At 39.3% G+C, this 21104-nt stretch carries 24 protein-coding genes; 18 read left to right on the forward strand and 6 right to left on the reverse strand.

Annotated elements, in window-relative coordinates:
• Positions 1-259 precede the first annotated feature (259 nt).
• The 4 genes from LC036_RS15815 to LC036_RS15830 all read left to right on the forward strand — a co-directional run bounded on the left by LC036_RS15815 (position 260) and on the right by LC036_RS15830 (position 3446).
• Positions 260-1039 (forward strand): metal ABC transporter ATP-binding protein, encoded by a 780-nt coding sequence (locus LC036_RS15815; protein ID WP_226584933.1) that lies wholly within the window; start codon positions 260-262, stop codon positions 1037-1039.
• Positions 1036-1890: a metal ABC transporter permease gene (locus LC036_RS15820; protein WP_226584939.1), complete on the forward strand. Its 855-nt coding sequence runs from the start codon at positions 1036-1038 to the stop codon at positions 1888-1890. The genes LC036_RS15815 and LC036_RS15820 overlap by 4 nt, the downstream gene beginning before the upstream one ends.
• Positions 1890-2300 carry a Fur family transcriptional regulator gene (locus LC036_RS15825; RefSeq protein ID WP_226584941.1) on the forward strand — a complete coding sequence of 137 codons (411 nt, stop codon included), beginning with the start codon at positions 1890-1892 and terminating at the stop codon, positions 2298-2300. Before LC036_RS15820 ends, LC036_RS15825 begins: the two co-directional genes overlap by 1 nt.
• Positions 2301-2423: 123 nt before the next feature.
• Positions 2424-3446, forward strand: a complete 1023-nt coding sequence (locus tag LC036_RS15830) for a metal ABC transporter solute-binding protein, Zn/Mn family (RefSeq protein ID WP_226584943.1) — start codon at positions 2424-2426, stop codon at positions 3444-3446.
• Between the two features lie 42 nt (positions 3447-3488).
• Here the strand turns inward: LC036_RS15830 and LC036_RS15835 are convergent, their stop codons facing one another.
• Positions 3489-4652 (reverse strand): MFS transporter, encoded by a 1164-nt coding sequence (locus LC036_RS15835; protein ID WP_226584945.1) that lies wholly within the window; start codon positions 4650-4652, stop codon positions 3489-3491.
• A gap of 154 nt (positions 4653-4806) precedes the next feature.
• Between LC036_RS15835 and LC036_RS15840 the strand changes: the two genes are divergently transcribed.
• The 3 genes from LC036_RS15840 to LC036_RS15850 all read left to right on the forward strand — a co-directional run bounded on the left by LC036_RS15840 (position 4807) and on the right by LC036_RS15850 (position 6758).
• Entirely contained in the window at positions 4807-5199 is a 393-nt protein-coding gene (locus LC036_RS15840) for an OsmC family protein (RefSeq protein WP_226585231.1), read from the forward strand.
• Positions 5200-5293: 94 nt separating this feature from the next.
• Positions 5294-5905, forward strand: coding sequence for a YczE/YyaS/YitT family protein (locus tag LC036_RS15845; protein WP_226584947.1), 612 nt, complete (start codon positions 5294-5296; stop codon positions 5903-5905).
• A 61-nt stretch (positions 5906-5966) separates the two neighbouring features.
• On the forward strand, positions 5967-6758 hold the full coding sequence (locus LC036_RS15850; protein ID WP_226584948.1) for a YfkD family protein: 792 nt from the start codon (positions 5967-5969) through the stop codon (positions 6756-6758).
• Here LC036_RS15850 and LC036_RS15855 read toward each other — a convergent pair.
• A complete protein-coding gene (locus tag LC036_RS15855; RefSeq protein ID WP_226584950.1) occupies positions 6728-7612 on the reverse strand; it encodes a mechanosensitive ion channel family protein in 885 nt (294 codons plus the stop codon). The two genes, LC036_RS15850 and LC036_RS15855, sit on opposite strands and share 31 nt — an antisense overlap.
• Positions 7613-7745: 133 nt before the next feature.
• On the opposite strand from LC036_RS15855, the gene LC036_RS15860 reads away from it, so the two are divergent.
• The 7 genes from LC036_RS15860 (at position 7746) to LC036_RS15890 (ending at position 15098) form a co-directional block, all read left to right on the forward strand.
• Entirely contained in the window at positions 7746-7895 is a 150-nt protein-coding gene (locus tag LC036_RS15860) for an SE1561 family protein (protein ID WP_226584952.1), read from the forward strand.
• A 111-nt stretch (positions 7896-8006) separates the two neighbouring features.
• Positions 8007-9314: a Na+/H+ antiporter family protein gene (locus LC036_RS15865; protein WP_226584954.1), complete on the forward strand. Its 1308-nt coding sequence runs from the start codon at positions 8007-8009 to the stop codon at positions 9312-9314.
• Positions 9315-9398: 84 nt separating this feature from the next.
• On the forward strand, positions 9399-10178 hold the full coding sequence (gene pdaA / locus LC036_RS15870) for a delta-lactam-biosynthetic de-N-acetylase (RefSeq protein ID WP_226584956.1): 780 nt from the start codon (positions 9399-9401) through the stop codon (positions 10176-10178).
• A 209-nt stretch (positions 10179-10387) separates the two neighbouring features.
• On the forward strand, positions 10388-11257 hold the full coding sequence (locus tag LC036_RS15875) for a DNA-3-methyladenine glycosylase family protein (RefSeq protein WP_226584958.1): 870 nt from the start codon (positions 10388-10390) through the stop codon (positions 11255-11257).
• 211 nt (positions 11258-11468) lie between these two features.
• Positions 11469-13286 (forward strand): PAS domain-containing sensor histidine kinase, encoded by a 1818-nt coding sequence (locus tag LC036_RS15880; protein WP_226584960.1) that lies wholly within the window; start codon positions 11469-11471, stop codon positions 13284-13286.
• Positions 13287-13519: 233 nt separating this feature from the next.
• Entirely contained in the window at positions 13520-14368 is an 849-nt protein-coding gene (locus LC036_RS15885) for a YitT family protein (protein WP_226584962.1), read from the forward strand.
• A gap of 28 nt (positions 14369-14396) precedes the next feature.
• Positions 14397-15098, forward strand: coding sequence for a GntR family transcriptional regulator (locus tag LC036_RS15890; RefSeq protein WP_226584964.1), 702 nt, complete (start codon positions 14397-14399; stop codon positions 15096-15098).
• Here the strand turns inward: LC036_RS15890 and LC036_RS15895 are convergent.
• Positions 15095-15319, reverse strand: coding sequence for a hypothetical protein (locus tag LC036_RS15895; protein WP_226584966.1), 225 nt, complete (start codon positions 15317-15319; stop codon positions 15095-15097). The genes LC036_RS15890 and LC036_RS15895 overlap by 4 nt on opposite strands.
• A 173-nt stretch (positions 15320-15492) precedes the next feature.
• Here LC036_RS15895 and mbcS point away from each other — a divergent pair, with 173 nt between their 5' ends.
• The 3 genes from mbcS (at position 15493) to LC036_RS15910 (ending at position 18401) form a co-directional block, all read left to right on the forward strand.
• A complete protein-coding gene (mbcS, locus tag LC036_RS15900; RefSeq protein ID WP_226584968.1) occupies positions 15493-17067 on the forward strand; it encodes an acyl-CoA synthetase MbcS in 1575 nt (524 codons plus the stop codon).
• A 208-nt stretch (positions 17068-17275) separates the two neighbouring features.
• Entirely contained in the window at positions 17276-17701 is a 426-nt protein-coding gene (locus LC036_RS15905; protein WP_226584970.1) for a GNAT family N-acetyltransferase, read from the forward strand.
• A gap of 40 nt (positions 17702-17741) precedes the next feature.
• Positions 17742-18401 carry a reverse transcriptase-like protein gene (locus LC036_RS15910; RefSeq protein WP_226584972.1) on the forward strand — a complete coding sequence of 220 codons (660 nt, stop codon included), beginning with the start codon at positions 17742-17744 and terminating at the stop codon, positions 18399-18401.
• A 186-nt stretch (positions 18402-18587) separates the two neighbouring features.
• On the opposite strand, the gene LC036_RS15915 is transcribed toward LC036_RS15910, so the two are convergent.
• Positions 18588-19082, reverse strand: coding sequence for a L,D-transpeptidase family protein (locus LC036_RS15915; RefSeq protein ID WP_226584981.1), 495 nt, complete (start codon positions 19080-19082; stop codon positions 18588-18590).
• Between the two features lie 105 nt (positions 19083-19187).
• Positions 19188-20084: a formyltetrahydrofolate deformylase gene (gene purU, locus LC036_RS15920; protein ID WP_226584983.1), complete on the reverse strand. Its 897-nt coding sequence runs from the start codon at positions 20082-20084 to the stop codon at positions 19188-19190.
• Positions 20085-20410: 326 nt separating this feature from the next.
• Here purU and LC036_RS15925 point away from each other — a divergent pair, with 326 nt between their 5' ends.
• Positions 20411-20665 carry a hypothetical protein gene (locus LC036_RS15925; RefSeq protein WP_226584985.1) on the forward strand — a complete coding sequence of 85 codons (255 nt, stop codon included), beginning with the start codon at positions 20411-20413 and terminating at the stop codon, positions 20663-20665.
• Between the two features lies 1 nt (position 20666).
• Here the strand turns inward: LC036_RS15925 and LC036_RS15930 are convergent, their stop codons facing one another.
• Positions 20667-20942 (reverse strand): hypothetical protein, encoded by a 276-nt coding sequence (locus LC036_RS15930; protein WP_226584987.1) that lies wholly within the window; start codon positions 20940-20942, stop codon positions 20667-20669.
• Positions 20943-21104 lie beyond the last annotated feature (162 nt).

The raw sequence follows: 21104 nt of genomic DNA on the forward strand, positions 1-21104 counted from the left end.
GATTAAGATACGAGATTAAAAAACTGAGATGGCGTGAACACTGGAGGAAGAAACATGCACCCGTCAAAGCTCATTTTCCAGTACCGCTTCAAGAAAAAGGCTTGATTCTCAATAAACCCTCGTTTATGATAGAGTTTGCATTTAAATCGTAATGGTTATGAATTATGCTTTTTAAGTAAGGAGTGCAGTTCTTTTACTTAGGGGAAGAGTTCGATTATACTTTAATTCGTAATCATTCTTATTTTGAGAGGGATTGACCATGAAAGATAATACGATTGTTACATTTGAAAATGTATCCTTTAAATATGAAAAAGAATGGGTCGTTAGAAATGTGGATCTTACTATTAAAGAAGGGCAGTTTCTAGGTCTTGTGGGACCAAACGGCTCAGGGAAATCCACCCTGATTAAACTGATGCTCGGTTTAGTGAAACCTGATCATGGGTCTGTCTATTTATTCGGTAAGCCTATAAAGCAGTATAAGGACTGGCAGGAAATTGGGTTCGTATCTCAAAAAGCCAATAGCTTTAACTCAGGATTCCCCGCTACTGTCATGGAAGTTGTAAAGACAGGGCTTGTTTCACGAGTCGGAGCATTCAAGTTTTTTACAAAAAAACATAAAGAAAAGGCAAGGCAGGCTCTAAAGTTCGTAGAGATGGAAGACTATGCTCACTCCAATATTGGAGAGCTTTCCGGTGGGCAGCAGCAGCGGGTATTTATTGCACGGGCATTAGTGAGTGACCCCGCCCTGCTGATTCTGGATGAACCAACGGTAGGTGTGGATGCCAGACACGTGACAGAGTTTTATGATTTACTTGCTCGTCTTAACAAGGAGCAGGGAATCACTCTGTTGATGGTTACTCATGATATAGGTACCATTACGGACCATGCGACTCATGTCGTATGTATGAATAAAACGGTTCATTTCCATGGGGCTTCAGAGGAATACAAGGAGTTCAATGAAGAGGACCTCAATAAATTGTATGGGCATTCTGTTCAACAGCTGACACATAACCATGACCATGAGGTGAGCCCTAAATGATCGAGAGTTTCTTGCAATATGAGTTTTTACAAAATGCAGCAATTACAGGTATTTTAATCGGTATTGTTGCTCCTTTATTAGGCGTGTTCATTGTTGTGAGACGCTTGTCATTAATCGCTGATGCCTTATCCCATATTACTTTAACAGGGATCGCTGCAAGTCTTTTAATCGAAAAGAGGGTAAGCTCTGTTAATGAATGGAATCCAATCTATATGGGGATGGTTTTTTCAGTTGTCGGAGCAATCTTAATTGAACGTCTTCGTAAAGTTTATAAGCATTATGAAGAACTAGCTATACCAATCATCCTTTCTGGCGGAATAGGAGTGGGTGTCATATTAATTTCTCTTGCTGATGGCTTTAACACGGATCTATTCAGCTACTTATTTGGAAGTGTTACAGCGGTAAGCAGAGATAGTATGTGGACGGTATTGATGATTACTACGATTGTTATTTTTATTGTCATCCTCTTTTATAAAGAACTATTCGTTTTATCTTTTGACGAAGAGCATGCGTCCGTTTCAGGTGTCAATGGACGCTGGGTTCATTTGTTGTTTATCGTAATGGTAGCGCTGGTTATTGCTTCATCTATGCAGGTAGTAGGGATTCTTCTTGTTTCGGCTCTCATGACACTGCCGGTAGCATCAGCTATTCGGATAGCTAAGAGTTTTAAACAAACGATAGGTCTTTCCGTCGCTTTTGGTGAAACTTCCGTCCTTATCGGCTTATTTTCGTCCTATCATCTTAGTGTTCCTCCTGGAGGCACAATCGTAATTACAGCTGTTCTAATCTTGATTATGTCGATACTTTATAAAAAAGTACGTGCTCAACAATGGATAAAGGGTGAAGCATAATGAATGTTGAAAAAGCTTTACAAAAACTAAAAGAAAAAGGGTATAAACGGACGAAGCAGAGAGAACGAATCTTAGATATCTTTGTGAAGCAGGATCAGTATATTGCAGCCAAGGAAATATTGAGAGAAATTCAAACCGATTTTCCGGGAGTCAGTTATGATACGATTTATCGTAATTTATATATGCTTACCGATGTAGATATTCTCGAAGCGACAGAGCTTGGAGGAGAAAAACACTTTCGTCTCGGATGCGAAACTCATGGGCACCATCACCACTTTATTTGTACAGAATGTGGGAAAACCAAATCGATCGAGTTCTGTCCCATGGAGAACCTGAACGAGAGTTTAAGCGGGTACGATGTTGAGAACCATAAGTTTGAAATCTACGGTAAATGTCCGCAATGCAACTAAGAGAGTAAGCCTGCGTTTTTCATAACGCAGGCTATTCTTATGGTTGGTTTAAAATGTAATCGTTACTGTTTACAAAGTGTAATCATTACGATATAATCTTTGGAGATAATAAGGAGGTCTACGATGAAAAAAACAGCCATTATACTCTTATTCCTTTCTATCACTTTAGTACTGGCGTCATGCGGAGGTGAAGAACAATCCGGGGGCGCTGAAGGTAAAAAGAAGGATGGAAATGTTGACGTGTATACAACCGTTTATCCGCTGCAGTTTTTTGCGGAGGAAATCGGAGGTGATACAGTAAATGTACAATCGATCCTTCCTCCTGGGTCAGATGCTCATACGTACGAACCAACGACTAAAGAAATGGTGAAGATGGCAGGAGCAGATTTGTTTATCTATAATGGAGCAGGTTTAGAAGGATATGCAGAGAAAATTTCGGACTCCATAGAGCCGGAAGGAGTAACGATTCTCGAAGCTGCATCAAACATTAATCTGGATGAACCTATTCACGATCACTTGCAGGCAGATAGCCATGCAAAGGAAGAGGATGGAACGGATAAAGATAATAAACACAATCACGAAGAAGACCAGACACCTGACCATGACGGTCATAATCATGGTGACACAAATCCCCACGTTTGGCTGGATCCTATCCGTTCAGCTCAAATGGCAGAAAACATTAAAGACAAACTTGTCTTACTGAACCCTGAAAAGGAAGAGATGTACCAGCAAAATTATAACCAGTTAGAGAACAAACTGATGGAACTGGATCAAACCTTTCATGAACGTATAGAATCAAAAGCTAAAAGAAAGCTGATTGTCTCTCATGCTGCCTACGGTTATTGGGAAGAGGCGTATGGAATTGAACAAATAGCCGTAGCAGGTCTGAGCCCAACGAATGAACCTTCTCAGAAGGATTTAGAGGAGATTATTCATGTAGCGGAAGAGAACGATCTGAACTATGTTGTTTTTGAGCAGAATGTGACTACTAAGGTATCGAAAGTTATTCAAAAAGAAATTGGTGCAGAATCTCTGCAGTTCCATAACTTATCGGTATTATCACAAAAGGATATAAACAATGGAGAAGATTATTTTTCTCTCATGAATGAAAACCTGGATGCATTATCAACAGCTTTATCAAACTAAAAAAACCGCGGCTGATGCGCCGCGGTTTTTTTAGTCTTATGCCTAGGAGGGGAGTAGTTCTGGATCCTTTTTCCAAAGGGTAGCCGATAGAACAATAACAAGCAGGGTGACGATAATATAGAAAAAGGAGAGGTCCGGCCATACATCTAAAAAGAAGCCGGATAAAAAAGGTCCCAATATACTTCCAATGCTGAAAGACATGCCGCATAGAATGTTGCCGGCAGGTAAGAGTTCCTTGGGCAGCAGGTCGGTCATAAACGAAATGCCCAGGGAAAACAGGGAACCGACAAACAAACCTCCAACAGCGAAGGTTATAAACAGGGCGGTAAGAGAGTCTTCCAGTATAGCGGCAAGGATAAATGCGCCAATCCCTCCTGATACAACGGTTATAATTACTTTTTTTCTGCCAATCCGATCACTTAAAGCACCCAGTGGAATTTGGGAAAATAAGCTGGCAGCAGCAAAGCAAGGAATAATTAGAGAAAGAATGTTCACATCATGACCGATCCTCATCCCATACACTGGAAAGATCCCATGTAAAGTGGCTTCCAGAAATCCATAGGCAAGAGGAGGTAAAAAAGCCACCCAAGCTAATCGTACAGCTATTAAGAACCTTTTCATTGAACTCGCCCCGTGGGCTGTGGTATGTTCTTTTTCGGGCAATTCGTTCCTGACTCTTAGTAAAAATAACCAGACAAGCAGACTAAGTATGGAAGAGAGCAAAAAGGGAACATAAATGCCATAACGAAGGAGATTGGTCATAAGTGGACCTATTGTAAAACCTACACTGAAGAATAACCCATAATAAGCAATGTTCTTCCCTCGATTATGCTTGGCAGAAGTTGCTGTAATCCAAGTCTGCGTGCCGAAATGGAGAATCTGATCTCCAATTCCGATGGTCACTCTTAAGATGAACCAGAACCAAAGCGCCTGCCAGAAAGGGAATAAAGCTAATGATAGGAAAACTAAAGCTCCTCCGGTCATAATGACGGGTTTATAGCCGAGTTTTTGCAGCGGCTTTTCCATAAATGGAGAAGAGAGCAGTATTCCTATATAAAGGCCGGTAGCATGGAGTCCATTAATGGATGATGATATACCATTTTGTTCAAGGATAACGGCGAGTAAAGGGAGAAGCATCCCTTGCGAGAAACCTGAAATAGTAACAAGGCCGATTAAAATCCAAAATCTTGATCTTGCTGCTCTCATAGAACGACCTCCTGTTTTTTTCGACTTTCTCATCGTATAAGAAAAGTACGAAGGAGGACAAGTCTTTCTAAAGATATTCAGGTTATTTCCTTTGTGAAAAGGGTTATTATATAAGTAAAGGGAAGAAGATCTCTGTGAAGGAGTGGATAGTATGATGGACTTCTATTTAAAAGAGAATGGAGTACGTACATCTTTTGAGTATGGACAATTAAATATTTCAGGGGATGAAAACTTCGGTTTCCGCCCTTACCAGTTAATGGTTGCATCTATCGCAGGCTGTAGTGTGGGAGTATTCAGGAAAATCCTGGACAAGCAGCGTATAGAAATTGAAGATCTTAAAGTAACAGCTGAAATTAAAAGAAATGCGGAGGAAGCCAACCGCATAGAGGACATTCACCTCCATTATGTAGTAAAAGGATACCATTTAAATGAAGACAGGCTGCATAAAAACCTCGAGATTTCCCGTAAGAACTGTTCAATGGTTCAATCTGTAAAAAACAGTATAAATGTGGAAGAAACTCTTGAGTGTATTCACCTCAGCCAGTAAAATAAAAAGAGCATCACCAACTTTTAGGTGATTGCTCTTTTTTTGTGTTTAAAATGATGTGGTTCTAAAATATAGATGGGAAAGAGGGGTACCGATGAAACCATTTGTAGTCAAATCTTTCTTTTATGCTGTAGGTTTAATGGTTATAGCTCTTGGCATTACGTTAACGATTGCTTCAGAATTGGGATCAGGTGCATGGGACGCATTAAACGTAGGACTGACAGAAAGTATTGGTCTGACTATCGGTACATGGGTAATGATTATTGGTGCTGTTCTTATTCTGGCTAACGCCTGGATAGCGAAGGATAAACCGGACCTTCTTGCTGTAATTACAATCTTATTGCTCGGCCGATTTATTGACTTCTGGACCCTGCAGGTCTTTGACAATGTCGCACTCTCAGCTTGGTGGATGCAATTTATTGTGTTGTTAGCAGGGATTTTCATTCTTGCTTTAGGGGTTTCTCTTTATATACAGCCCAAATTCTCACTCAATCCAGTCGATGGTTTAATGATTGCGTTGCAAAAACGCTTTGGTTACAGCATTACGAAAGCTAAAACCCTGACGGAAATATTTGCTCTTGTCCTTGCGCTTTCCCTGGACGGTCCGGTAGGTATTGGTACAATTATGATTATCTTTTTGATCGGTCCTTCCATTCAGTTCTTTGATGGAAAGGCAAACACTGTTATGAATAAAATGATCTCTTAAAATGGATGTATAGACGGGGCCGTTTTTCACAAAATATAAAAAAGTGAAAGGTGGTCCTTTTGTGAGAAAACAACAGCTGGCACTGATTATATTTATCGGGATTTTTCTACTTGGCGCTGGTTCTATTTCGGCGGAAAATAAGAAAACGGACCAAGAAAGTGCCATCCCGAATCATGTGTTAAATATATCGAAAGACAATACGTATCCAAATTCTACAGATGATCAAGAACTTCTTGAGGCAGAGGAAATTACAAAAGAGTTAATGGAGAATACAGAAGTTCGTATTACGAATCCACAGCTAATTGAGATGTTGAATGAGACGTCTCTAAAACCTTCTCCACTGGCGATAGGCTATAGAGGGGAAATATTTCTAGGACGTTGGCCGCTGTCGTATGAATCCAAAGAAACTAATATTAATTGGGAATATCAGGAGATCAATACGAATGAGCGCAGCAATCACGGAGGAGAAAAGCCTGAACAGATCAGCTATGTCCAAAAAGAAGAGAAAAGTATTAAGGGTGGTCTGACATCAAGAATCAGCCATAGTGATCAAATGATGAAACTGATTTTACTTGAAGCCCAAAAGAATACGAAGCTCCCTTTATCATTTAACACTGTAATCGGGAGGGGAACGAAGCAGAAAAATACGTACGGTATTCCTACAAACAAAGTGGGTATCCTTCATGCGTACGCCCCTGCTGTGAACGAAAAAGGCGAAGTATCTTTTGGTGATGTCTATATTCAATTGAAAGGGTCTAAAAAGACTTTATCGATTAAAAATGTGACAAGACAGGGGATCGGAGCATGGATTCCCATTCAGGATCATGTAAGCTTTTCATTTGAATTAAAATAAGGAGTGTCTCCTTTTGAGTATGGGGCATCGACTTCTACGCGCTGTTCTGCCATTGAGATGTTATTGTCGTACATCTCTTCGGCCAGAATCATGCGCGTTTTTTTGGCTGCTGTCCAATAGACAAGATCTTCTACAAGTCCGGTAATCGTGTACTGGTATCCACGATGTTCATCGTTCAGTGATGTCATCCCGTACAATTGGAACGACTCGACTGGCTTTCCGGTTAAGTCTTTTTTTAAATAACTCTCGAGTTCATGGTTTAGACGTTGGCACGCTTTCTCCAGTACTATGTTCATATTGCGGGGACTTTCATGGAAACTGGTAGTGATTTTCTCTATAACACGCATATGCTCAAAGTTATAATTTTCAATTGTATTGATTTGACCATTGCTGATTGTCAGCAGCTTTCCGCTCCATTCGCGTAGTTTAAGAAACCTTAAACCTATGTCTTCCACGGTTCCATGAAAGGTATTATTTAACGTAATAAAGTCGCCTTTATGCAATTGTTTCTCGTATAAAAGAAACAGTCCGGCAAAGAAATCTCTAATTAAACTCTGGGCACCAAATCCAACAATAATCCCTATTACTCCGGCACCTGCAATCAGATTACCGATAGAAATGAATTGATCCAGGATAATAAGGATGAATGTGATAACGGCTGCATAACTAATAATCGAATTGAACATGGATTCTAATGTCTTTTCTTTTCTTTCTTCAATAAAGTCAGTTTTTCTGAAAAAAGCGTGAATGACTTTTCTTGATATGACAACTGCTATAAAAAGGAATGTTCCAATAACTACAAGTTTAATGGGAACATGATTATCTAAGTATTGGGTAAAATCATTTAGTGTCATATTCTATAACCTCCTGTATGATGTAAGCAACATTATAACACGATGGGAGAAACCTTCTTGATTAGACAGGAATATTTGAATGTACTATGATGGTTTAGGAAAATCGTAAATAAGCAAAGGAGTTTGATGAATCATGTCACAACAGGAAAAGATTCAGGATTTAAAAACGCGTTTGGCGGATGTCATGGGGCGTATAGAACGTCTTGATCCTGAAGAAACATCTGTAGAAGATATTGATCGACTGATTTCGATGTTAGAAGAAATGGAAAAAAACATGGACTAAGCATTAATTTCTGAATTGACTCTCTTTTAAGGAGGGGGTTGATTTTTTTACATTCGTGCTTTATCATGATAAATCGCTAATGCATGAAATTATTTGAGAGGAGAATGACCTATGGCATGGGCCGTTGTCGTATCTGTCCTTGTAATGGCTGTTTTAAGTTTATTACGAGTAAATGTTATTATTGCCATTCTTGCTGCCGGCTTGACTGCAGGTTTAATGAACGGAGAAACCTTGAAAGATTCATTAGATCTGCTTATTGCTGGTATGGGAGACCAGGCAAGTGTAGCTTTAAGTTATATATTATTGGGAGCTTTTGCTGTTGCAATCAGCTATTCTGGAATTACATCGCTTCTAGTTGGATATTTATTAAGAGTACTAAAAGATAAACGAACGCTTATCGTCTTTGTAATAGCTTTTGTTGCGAGTTTATCCCAAAATGTAATCCCTGTGCACATTGCATTTATACCAATTTTAATTCCACCTTTATTAAATCTTTTTGACCAAATGAAATTAGACCGAAGAGCAGTGGCTGCAGCCTTGACCTTTGGGCTTAAAGCACCTTATGTTATGATTCCGGTCGGTTTCGGCTATATTTTTCATCAGACGATTCAATCATCAATGGAAACAAACGGCATTGATTTAACTATTGGTACAATTGCGCAGTCTCTTTTAATACCTGGTTCAGGAATGATAGTAGGTTTAATAATTGCGGTATTGGTTACCTATCGAAAGCCTAGAGACTTGATGCAGACACAAACGGGAGAACAAACTCCTGATCTTGATTCGGTTCTGGACAGGCGCTTTAATACCAAGCATTTCCTTACGCTTGTAGCTATTGTTGTAACCTTAGTCATTCAAGCTGTTTGGGCAAATCTTATCCTTGCAGCCCTCGCTGGTCTTATCCTGATGTTTGTCTTCAGAATTGTTCCTTACGTAAAAGGAGACAAAGTGGTTAATGATGGAATAGGAATGATGGGCTTTATTGCATTTGTCTTATTAGTGGCAGCTGGTTATGCCAATGTTCTTACAGAAACAGAGTCTGTTTCTGCACTTGTCGAAATAAGCTCCGATTATCTAGGTGATAATCAGGCTCTCATTGCCTTTATTCTATTACTTGTAGGATTGGTGGTAACGATGGGAATTGGCTCTTCTTTTGCTACGATTCCTATAATAGCGGCTCTATTTGTTCCGATTTGTGTGGCAGCTGGTTTCTCACCAATGGCTACGGCTACCTTAATCGGTACAGCAGGAGCTTTAGGAGATGCAGGCTCTCCAGCTTCAGACAGTACACTTGGGCCAACATCAGGTTTGAATGCAGATGGAAAGCACAATCACATCTGGGACACTTGTGTTCCAACTTTCTTACACTTCAACATCCCATTGTTTATCTTTGGGTGGGCCGCATCATTATTATTATAAAGGTCATGTGGGTAATTTTCCCACATGCCTTTTTTTATATTCATGAAACCTTCACACATACTAAGAAAAAAGTGAGTGGTATGTATGTGCAGGAAGGTCTTTTTAGTAGTAGTAACGTTCTCGTTATGGCTCTCACCGATATTGGCGTCCGCAGAAGGATGGGGGTATAAGAAGAATTCTGATGGGTCCGCACCAGATGTGGGGCGCTATGCCCCTATGCTGGAGAAATACGATGGGTTTTATTTGGATTCTTCCGGTGATCCTGTCGTGTACTTAACCTTCGATAATGGATATGAACAAGGCTACACAGGTAAAGTTCTTGACGTTTTGAAAGAGAAAGAGGTCCCTGCGACATTTTTTGTAACGGGTCACTACATCGAAAGCGCCCCGGAACTATTAAAAAGGATGGCAGATGAAGGGCACTTGATTGGGAATCATTCGTGGAGTCACCCCGATTTTACGAAGATATCAAAAGAAAAGATGCAGAGGGAACTGTCCATGGTAGAGGAATCGGTTAAGAAATTAACAGATCAGGATGTGATGACATTTGTAAGACCCCCGCGCGGTACTTTTAACGACCAAACCCTTAAATGGGCTGGAGAATTTGGGTACACACATGCTTTTTGGTCACTGGCCTTTGTTGATTGGCAGACCGATCGTCAAAAAGGATGGCAGTACGCGTACGATCGTGTGATGGAGCAAATCCATCCGGGAGCTGTCATCCTCCTCCATACGGTTTCGAAAGACAATGCAGAAGCTTTATCTCAACTGATTGATGAATTGAGAAAAAGGGGATATCGGTTCGGAAGTCTTAATGATCTTATGATGAAAAAACTTGTCCCTTCACCTGTATGGGGATTATAGACAATAACAAACCCACCGTTCCTATAGGAACGGTGGGTTTGTTTTCAGCTAAACTATAATAGGTGTAGGGAATGAAGAGGTTGTAGCTTATTGTTGATTTATGTTTAAATGGTTTCTCTTTTGGAAAAAGACAATTAAATTAGGTAGGTCTCCTTTACCAATATGAACAACGACTACAAAATCATCAAGAATTAGGGAGGAAAAAACACTTGTGGACAGAACAGTTTAAAACAGCTACTTTTTATGATTTTGACTATACACTACTTCGGTGGCAGTTTGATCCATTAACTCGGTTAGATCGAAAAGAGCGATGGGTGGATGTTCCTGTGAAATTAGGATCGAACCACCACATCGTGCGCGTTCAGGGACATGGCACGACAGAGTCTCCTCTCTTTTCTGTATCTAGTGACAGCCAGGAAGACAAAGAAGCATTAGTGGCACACATCAGCGATTTATTCCAATGGGATGCTGATTTGGAGAGTGTACATCACCATTTTTTAGGTACAAGTCTGGAGTCAATATTTACAGCTCACCCGGGAACACCAATTGTAAAAGATTTTCACCTTTACGATTGTTTGATGAAAGTAATTATCCATCAGCAATTAAACATGAAATTTGCCTATACATTAAGCACGCGGTTTGTAGAAAAGCTGGGAACAAAGAAAGATGGAGTATGGTTCTATCCATCTCCCGAGGAAGTTGCAGATACTTCATACGATGTCTTAAGGGAACTGCAGTTCAGCCAAAGAAAAGCTGAATATGTTATTGATACCTCACGTTTAATTGCGGAAGGATCATTAAACTTAAAAGAAATCTCATCTGAGTCTAACGATAATATCATGAAAAGGTTAGTAAAGGTCAGGGGAATAGGGCCATGGACGGCGGAGAACTGGATGATGTTTGGTGTGGGCAGGGAGAATCTTTTCCCGGTAGCGGATATTGGAATTCAGAATGCACTTAAAGCACATTTCGAATTAGAGAAAAAGCCAACCGTAGAACAAATGAAAGCCTGGAGCACGGAATGGGAACCTTATTTGAGTTATGCATCCTTAAATCTATGGCGTAGTATTGAGGGGTGAAAAGACAAGAACTGTCATAGTCTTGTCTTCAATCCCGTATTATGGTAAAGATTGAAAAATAAGTGTTAAATCGTTAGAAAATATATAAAATTCATTTCGCTTACGTTATAATGATATCAATACTGGAAAATACTGAACGGATAAAAGGAAAGAGGTCTTAATATTGGTAATAAGAGAGAGGTACTCTGACCAAGTTCATAGCGGCGAGATTTTGGATGTTCTGAGTTTGAATGGTACACCGGCATGTCTGCTTGATTTAAAAATGCAAACGGTTACACTTAATCAAGAAATGCAAGGAGCTCTTCAATTGAAAGAAACCGATATGTCTTTCTCGCAGTGGGTCCGCAGCTTCCGTCATACTGGACAACATCGTCTACAGCAGGCTTTGCATCAGGTTCTAACAGAAGGCCTGAGAGAGTTTGTTGTTCAATTAACCGATAGGGACAACTTTCAGCAGTATAAATGCACAATGGTACACCTGACCAATGGGCAAATTGCTTTCTCTTTAAAAGGAATCAAACAGGAGAGCTTTTCTTTTGAACCTTTACTTCCCTCACAGGAGGATCATCTTCAAGAACTTCCTTCTGAAACACCTAACCGAATCATGGGGAAGTTCAATCTCCTGCATCTGTCTGATTATACGTCTTCTCAAATAAAGCACAGGATGACGCATATTGTAGATAAATTTCCACACGGGCTTGCTGTCATTAATCACAATTGGGAAGTCACCTATGCCAACCCAAAAATGGAAGAGTTGACGAAGGTCCCTTTTTTCAAGAACTATTATAAAAAATTGTGGGAAATTTTTTCGATAGAAGAACACTATGATTTTTTTCAACATTATTTAAGAGCCATGGAGACCCAGGAAACAGTAGAATTTGAGGGCAGTATTAAAGAAACGAACTTGGAAGTTAAAGTGACGGTTCATCCGACAGAGCTTGGTATAACCGTATTCCTCCAGGATATCACCCAATATAATAAGCATCTCCAGGCATTAAAAGATTCAGAAGAACGCTTTGCCCTGCTGGCCAATAACATGACAGATGTTTTCTGGATAAGTCAGCCGGATTATGAAGAAGTTCATTACATCAGTCCTGCATTCCAATCGCTTTTTGGAATTTCCAGACATGAGGTATTTTCTGATCCTAGAATCATTCTTCATTCCATTCATGAGAACGATAGGGATAGTTTTACTGATGCTCTGGACCGTATGAAACAGGAAGAGTGTGAAGTTGACTACCGTATTATTAACCCGGAAGGCACTTACAAGTGGATTAGAACTAAAGGCTTTCCTGTAGATTACCATGGAAAATCCTATATTTTAGGCATTCATGAAGATGTTACAGAATATAAGGAAATGCTTGAACTGAGAGAAAAATCGCAGCAGTTATCAACAATTACACAAATGTCCGCTGGTATTGCTCATGAAATTAAAAATCCTTTAACAGCAATCAAAGGCTTTCTTCAAATTGGTGCGGCTAATCCTGAGTTGAGGGACAACTACCAGGAAATCATTTTAGATGAAGTGAATAGAATTGAAGCCATTGTGCAGGATTTTATGATGCTTTCCAAACCTAAATCTTCTATTCAATTAGAAGAAGTAGACCCTGAGCAGCTTGTTTCGTATGTATTAAGACTGTTAGAACCTGAAGCGAATGAAAAGAAAATCTTGTTGTTGTTTGAGTGTGAAACGGATATGGAAAAGTTTGAAACAGAACCAAAACGTTTAAATCAAATTCTAATAAACCTCGTTAAAAATGCTATCGATGCGGTAGACGTAGGTGGCGAAGTCGGGGTCAATATTAGTATGTCTACTACTCATCTAACGCTTTCCGTTACAGATAATGGCCCAGGACTCAGCGAACAGGAATTAAATAAAATCGGAGAGCCCTTTTTTACTACAAAAGAAAAAGGGACGGGGCTTGGAGTTATGGTGACGAAGAAAATTGTTTCTGATTTAAACGGGGTCATCGATTACGAGAGTCAAATAGGTAAAGGAACGACAGTTTTTGTTCATTTGCCAAGATAAGAGTCGATATAGAACATCACTATAATTATATGGTGATGTTTTTTTATGTTTTTCCTGGCCTTCTCTTCGGGATTAATTTCAGAATCTTTGATCTTCAAACGTTTACAAAAAAAGATTCTATTTTTTACATAGAAAGTTGTTTACAAACGTCTGTATGGGCTCTATAATCCCGATTGTACTACAATTTCGTTCGACATTATTTTTATCTTTTCAACATAAAAGGAGGCTTTCTGATGCTTAGAAAAGTATGGTCATTTCTCTTAATGAATTTAGGTGTACTAGGAGTCGCCATAAACGTACATTTCTTTCTATCTCCCAACGACCTTGCTACCGGTGGAGTAAGTGGTCTATCCATCGTTTTAAATAAAGTGTTTCCCGATCTGTCCCTTGGAATGATTATGATTATTTTAAACGTACTATTATTTATAGTTGGGTTTATTTTCTTAGGTTTTCAATTTGGTTTAAAAACCATATACGCAAGTTTTGCTTTATCATTTATGGTGTGGGGACTTGAGTCGTTTTTCCCTATGCAGGAAGCTTTGAGTAATGACCTATTGATTCAGCTTATTATCGGACAAATCATTGCTGCTTCTGGTATGGCCTTAGTATTTCATCAGGGAGCCTCCACCGGCGGTACTGACATCCTGGCTATGATTCTTAATAAGTTTTTCTCTATCGAGGTTGGGAAAGGGGTTCTTTTCTCGGATATTGCCATTGCAACATCATCGATCTTCCTATTTGGTCCAACCGTTGGTATGTATGCATTCTTTGGCGTCATCTTAAATGGTCTGGTTATTGATTATATGCTCCAGCAGTTTGAGGATAATAAGGAAATTGTTATCATCAGCCGGGAAAGCGAGCTTGTAAGAGGTTTTATCATTAATCAGCTTGGGCGCGGAGCAACCATCCATCAGGCAAAAGGTGCCTTCAATCAAGAAGATAAAGAAGTAATCACAACAATCCTTAATCGCAAAGACTATACACGTTTAAAGAAGTATATGACATCTGTAGATGAGCAGGCATTTATTACCGTTCATTCCATGAATGAAATTCTTGGAGAAAACTTTAAGCGGCTCGCATAAAAGGTGGGATATCATCCAGAATCGGACGGTGAACCAAACGATTAAGGAAAAACAGTCGCGTTCAGATGATGTGTATCATTACTTGAAGAAAAGGATTTTATTTAAAGAAATTGCGCCGGGTAGCCAATTGGTTGAGAATAACATTGGTCAGGAATTGGACGTATCAAGAACTCCAATTAGGAATGCTATTAAGAAGTTAGAAACCGAAGGACTCGTGAAGGTTTATTCAAATAGAGGGGCGTTTGTCGTACAACCGACAATTGAGGAAATACAGCAGGCATTTGATATGAGACGTCATTTGGAAAAAATGACGCTCTGGCGTGTGTATAATCAAATGACCGAGCAGGATTTGGCTCAACTTGAAGAATGGTTGGAGCGTGAAAAAAGATCCTATGCAAAAAAAGACATTTTGGAGTACCTGGATGTAAATAAAAGTTTCCATATGACGTTAGCCTTGAAAACAGATAATCCTTTTCTTATTGATTTTACCGAACGGATTCTAAACCAAATGAATGTCTACCTTATGCTGTATGATGTATTTCTCGATGAAAATCTTGACGAAGATAAGCGTATAAAAGAACACGAACTAATAATAAACGCCTTAAGAAAAAAAGACATTAACCAGCTGCTATCACTGATGAATCAGCACATGGAAGGAAGTCTGGAGAGTTTATGCTTGAATGAAAGTGATAGAAAAACTAAACATATACCAATCAAAAAGAGCCTTTAAGTGGACCGATGTTTCTTAACGGCTCTTTTTTTATGTTGGCGATATTCTTCAGCTAGTACGGTAAGATTTATAATGATTACACTCAGCATAGAGGCAGTGAAATAATTATAATTATCGGTGAGAAAAGACAATGCAAAGAAAGACAGAAGCATGGAAGCAGATATGATTAGGACACAAGCATTAGGTTGAACCTTCTGCTTTTTTACAGGGCGGGCTTCCATTCAATATCACTCCTAACATATAGTTACTGTTAGTATATGAGAAGTGATAATTATCTGTCAATTCAAACATTTATCCGTGATTAAGATCCCTGAATAAAATTGAAATGTTCAGAAAAGTTGGTATAATATAAATAGCAAACTGAACAGTCGCTCAACAATTGAGGAGGGGAAATATGAAAAGAGAAGAATTAATTGCTCCAATGCAGTATAACGTAGTTTCAGAAGTTGAAAAGTATGCGAAGGATCCCAATCGTAAAGCATTGTTATGGCTGAATGAAGAAGGGGAGAAGAATGAAGTTACATATAGTGAATTAGTAAAAAAAGCGAATAAAATTGGAAACGCTTTCTTGGATGCCGGTCTGCAGCGAGGGGATAAAATTCTTGTTATGATTCCGCGTCTAATTGAAGCTTATCAAGTATACCTGGCAGCTCTAAAAGCTGGACTTGTCGTTATTCCAAGTTCAGAAATGCTTCGTACAAAAGACTTGCAATACCGTATCTCACATGGAGAAGTTCGTGGTGTGGTCAGCTATCACCCTTATACAGATCAATTCCAGGGTATTCAAGAGTTTAATCAAGTCCTGCCTTTTTCAGTGGGTGGAGGAAAAGAGGGATGGAGGGACCTGGACTCATTAATGGAAGATTATAGTGATCAGATGGCTTTGGCGGATACTTCTAAAGACGACATGGCCTTTTTATCTTACACATCAGGGACAACAGGAAATCCTAAGGGTGTTGTTCATACTCATGGATGGGGGTATGCCCATTTGAAAACCGCAGCAGACAAATGGCTGGCCATTCAGGATGGAGATACTGTATGGGCAACCGCAGGTCCGGGATGGCAGAAGTGGATCTGGAGTCCTTTTTTATCTGTCCTTTGTACAGGAGCGAAAGGGCTTATTTACCAAGGGAAATTTGATCCTAAGAAATACCTTGGAATAATGGACGATTATAATGTGAACGTCCTTTGCTGTACACCTACTGAATACCGATTGATGGCTAAAGTAGACAATTTAAGTGACTACAAGCTTAAGGGACTGCATAGTGCAGTTTCTGCAGGAGAGCCACTAAATCGGGAAGTTATTGAAACGTTCAGGAATTACTTTAATGTTACTGTCAGAGATGGGTATGGACAGACGGAAAATACACTATTGGTTGGTATTATGAAGGATATGGAGGTACGTCCCGGATCTATGGGAAGACCGACACCGGGAAATCGTGTAGAGATCATTAATGAAATGGGCGAACCGGTTAAAGATGGGGAAGTAGGTGACATCGCTGTACACCTTGATACACCTGCATTGTTTAAAGAGTATTATAAGGATACGGAGCGTACAAAGATGTCCCAGCGCGGAGATTACTATATAACCGGGGATCAAGCGAAAAAAGATGAGGATGGCTATTTTTGGTTTGAAGGGCGGAGTGATGATATTATCATAAGTTCCGGCTATACCATCGGTCCCTTTGAAGTAGAAGATGCGTTGGTTAAACATCCTGCTGTTCGTGAATGTGCAGTCGTAGCAAGCCCTGATGAAGTTCGGGGGAATGTAGTGAAGGCTTATATTGTTCTTCAGGATGGTTATGAAGGAAGTGAATCCTTAACTAAAAAATTACAGGAGCATGTAAAAAATCTGACTGCACCGTATAAGTATCCTAGAAAAATAGAGTTTATCAAGGAGCTTCCGAAAACCACTTCCGGGAAAATCAGACGAGTCGAACTACGACAAAAGGAACAAATCGTAAAATAAGGAAGAAGACCTGAAGATATATCCTCTTCAGGTCTTTTTTATTCTTGAACCTGGAAAACGTAATTGTTGATTCCAAGTCAGTCTCCTTATCTCAATTGCATAGTTTTCAGGGGTTTTGGGAAATTAGGTGGGTCCCAATGATAAGAGTAAAATAGGTATGAAATTGAGGGGCTTTGTGTTAATTTCATAAAAAAAAGGAAGGATAAGCATGATACGAACGATTGGTTATGAAGACGCGGCTGCTATAGTACCATTGATGGAGGAATTAGGCTACCCAACCACAAAAGAGCAGATGAAATTTCGTTTAGAAGGAATCCTTAATCGATCAGAATATCAAACTTTTGTATGGGAACACGACGATTATTTAAAAGGAATGATTGGAATGACACTAAGTTACGCCTATCACTCCGATGATCTTCATGTCAGAGTTATTGCGTTTGTTGTAAAAGAAGAATATCAAGGAGAAGGTATAGGTCGAAGCTTAATGGATGCTGCTGAAAAGTGGGGAAGAGATAAGCGGGCAAAGATGATTATGTTGAACAGTGGAAATCGCGACGAAAGGCAGACTGCGCATCAAATTTATCGTCACTATGGATTTCAAGGGAAAGCTACGGGTTTTTACAAATCATTGTAACAAGGTAAAAAAACGCTAAGAGCGAAAGGTTGAGGTGCGGTTGAAAATCTATATTGAATTTACATATAAGACACCAAAAAAGACAGAAGCCTTCTTTAAGTCTGAAGAAATGACAGTTGGGCAGGCTTTGTTGATTGCGCAGGATTTAGAAAAGACAGGCAGGGCAGTCCATATGACATTCGTAGACAACTATGATACGACCTGGAAGCTTAAAGACCTGAAAAAATATCTCGAGGACATGGAAACAGAACCTCATAATATTCGTGTGTATTTTGACGGAGGTTTTGATATAGAAAACCGAAAGTCTGGCTTAGGTTGTGTCATTTATTATGACCAGAACGGAAAATCCATGCGCTTACGTAAAAACACCCTCGTTGATGAACTTGAAACAAACAATGAAGCAGAGTATGCAGCCTTGCATCTGGCTATTAAAGAACTCCATCTATTAGGCGTCGGTCACCTTCCTGTGACATTTATTGGAGATTCTCAAGTTGTTATTAATCAATTAAATGATGAGTGGCCCACAATGGAAGAATCACTTTTGAAATGGGCGGACAGAGTAGAAAATGGACTGACTGATATGGGAATTACACCAACATTTTCCCTTGTATCAAGAAAGAACAACAGAGAAGCGGACCGCCTCGCTTCCCAAGCTTTAAATGGTGTTGAAGTGACAAGTACAAAAGAAGTGGGAGAGTAGGGAGATGTTCTTTATTCTTTCCCTTGGCTCAGTTCAAGGTGATTGTAAACCTAAAAAAGGGTGTAAGTTAGACCGCTTGCTTGAATGAGGGAGAAAGGAGACTGTGGAATTCTCTCATTGCTTCACGACAATTGCCGGGAGTTTTTTATAGATACGCCGGGTTTAAAAATAATAACGTCTGTCTATCTATAAGTGAATAGAAACTGGAGTGCCTATCGGGATGGTTTTGGCGAGAGCTTCTACATCTCTGTTGTACATCCGTATACAGCCCTTGGAAACTGCTTTGCCTATTGAACCAGGATTATTTGTTCCATGTATGCCGTAATGTTCTTTAGACAAACTCATCCACATTGTTCCAAACGGTCCACCGGGATTAGGCGCTTTATTTATTATGATAAAGTTTCCTGTGGGAGTTGTGTATAACATTCGACCTACAGCGATGGGGTATTGTTTTTGAATTTGTCCATTTTTGTATAATCTTAACCTCCGTTCATTGATTGAAACATCTATTTTATAAGCCATTGTCTCTGTGGGTGGGAAACCTGGGATTTTAATCTTTTGCCCAGGGTATATCAGGTTTGGGTTCGGGATGATATTGACAGCAAGGATATTACTTAAGGGAGTTCGATAATCTCTTGAGACTTGGTAAAGATTTTCTCCAGGTTGGACCGTATGAATCATAATGATACCTCCAGATTAGAGTCTATATCATCCTATGTGTCCTGTATTAAAAATTTCATGAAAAAGAGATAAAACCATGCTCCTGGAGCATGGTTTTATCTCTTTTTATAAGACTATGGTTTTGTTTTCATGAACAATAACCCTGTCCTCTAAATCCCATTTTACAGCACGATTGAGCACGCGTCGTTCAATTAAGCGACCCTTCCTTTTTAAATCCTCCACATCATTACGATGATCCACACGCATGACATCCTGTTCAATAATTGGACCTTCGTCCAAGTCTTCCGTTACGTAGTGAGAGGTTGCACCAATTAATTTAACTCCACGCTTATGAGCTCTTTTATGGGGGTTGGCTCCAATAAAGGCTGGTAAGAAAGAATGGTGGATATTAATGATTTTTGATGGATGTGTACGGACGAAATGGGGTGTCAGTATCTGCATATATCTCGCTAAAACGATTAAATCAATTGAATATTGCTCCATCAGCTCCAATTGTTCAGCTTCTACCTCTTCTCGAATCTCTTTATTCGCCGGGATGTAATAAAAAGGAATGCCGAATGATTCCACCAACCCTCTCGCTGACTCATGATTGCTGATTACAAGAGGGATTTCTGTCATGAGATCCCCGTTTTCCCATTCATAAAGCAGCTCCCTTAAACAATGAAGTTCTTTTGAAACGTAAATGGCGGTTCTTTTTAATTCATGTAGAAAGGTTAAGCGCCATTTCATATGGAATTGATCAGCAATCTCCTTGAAATTATGTTTCAACTTTTCTTCTTTCTTTTTTATATCAGAAGCTGAGAACACAATTCGGAGAAAAAAAGTGCCTTTTTCATGATGTGTGGTGTATTGTGTTGATTCTACGATATTTGCTCCATGTTCATATAAAAATGTAGAAATACTCGAAACGATCCCGGGTTGATCAGGACAGCTTACGAGCAGTCGGGCCTTGTTTTTATTCTTATCCATGTGTTTCTGCATCTGTTCATTAATGTTAGACATGCTGCTCACCTTTCTTTTTAAAAATTGAATGCTGTAAGTTTGTTTACAAAGGAGTGTATAAGTACTTATTTAAACAAGTATACAGAGTTTTTGCAATCTTTTAAATATCGTTTTTTCACGGTTGCTCCTTATCATAAGGTGTACTTATATATTTCTTATCAGAGGATATAATATTCCTTTCAAAACGATTCGAAAAACAGGGAAGAGGTGATATCTTTCGTTTTCATTTCTCGTAAATGTATACTTCCGGACAATTCTTCCTAAACGAATGAGTATGTACTATACTTGGGAAGAATGTGAACATAGATTTATTAGGAGGAGCACTTATGAATAAATGGTTTACCCATATCTTTAATCCCCTCGTCGGTATATTGCTCGTCGTTGAAGGCGGTGTATATATTTTTATGAATAATAAGGATGGAGACCTTCACCTAAGAAGCATCGTTATGACAGTATTGCTTCTTTTAGCATGGGCAATGTCCTATCGTAAACAAGTTACTAGTGATGATTCAAGTGCCTGGCTGATCGTAACAATTATCATTACTATTCCGATGATATTCCCCTGGCTGTTTTTTATCTAAGTTAGATCAGCCAGCGGTATAATCCGATCGTTCCGAATAAAAGTCCGCCCAAAAGATAGAGATAGCCGAATAATTTATTCTTTTTTTCTTCTTCACTGCCTGTTTCAACAAAACCAGAAAAAAACAAAAATAAAATGCCGAGTATATATAAACTGATCTCTGCCCTGGTAAAGGGAGGAGTTTTAACCAATAACCAACTCTCAATAGGGACAGCACTCAATAGCGGTACATACAAAGGGTCCCAGTGATCGATCCACGTTCTTTTCACCTTCTTCATCCACTCACCTCCCCATGTTTTCTTATGAATATTTTTCTTACGAATGAATCCTTAATATGCGTAACATCCTATTCATTAAGGATTACTTCCTATATATATAGGGTATATGTGTCTCATTGACATTTGAATTGTGTCTTTACACTTGTTAAAATGAAAAACGTG

It is taken from the genome of Halobacillus litoralis, from assembly GCF_020524025.1.
In the GTDB taxonomy this organism is placed as follows: domain Bacteria; phylum Bacillota; class Bacilli; order Bacillales; family Halobacillaceae; genus Halobacillus; species Halobacillus litoralis_D.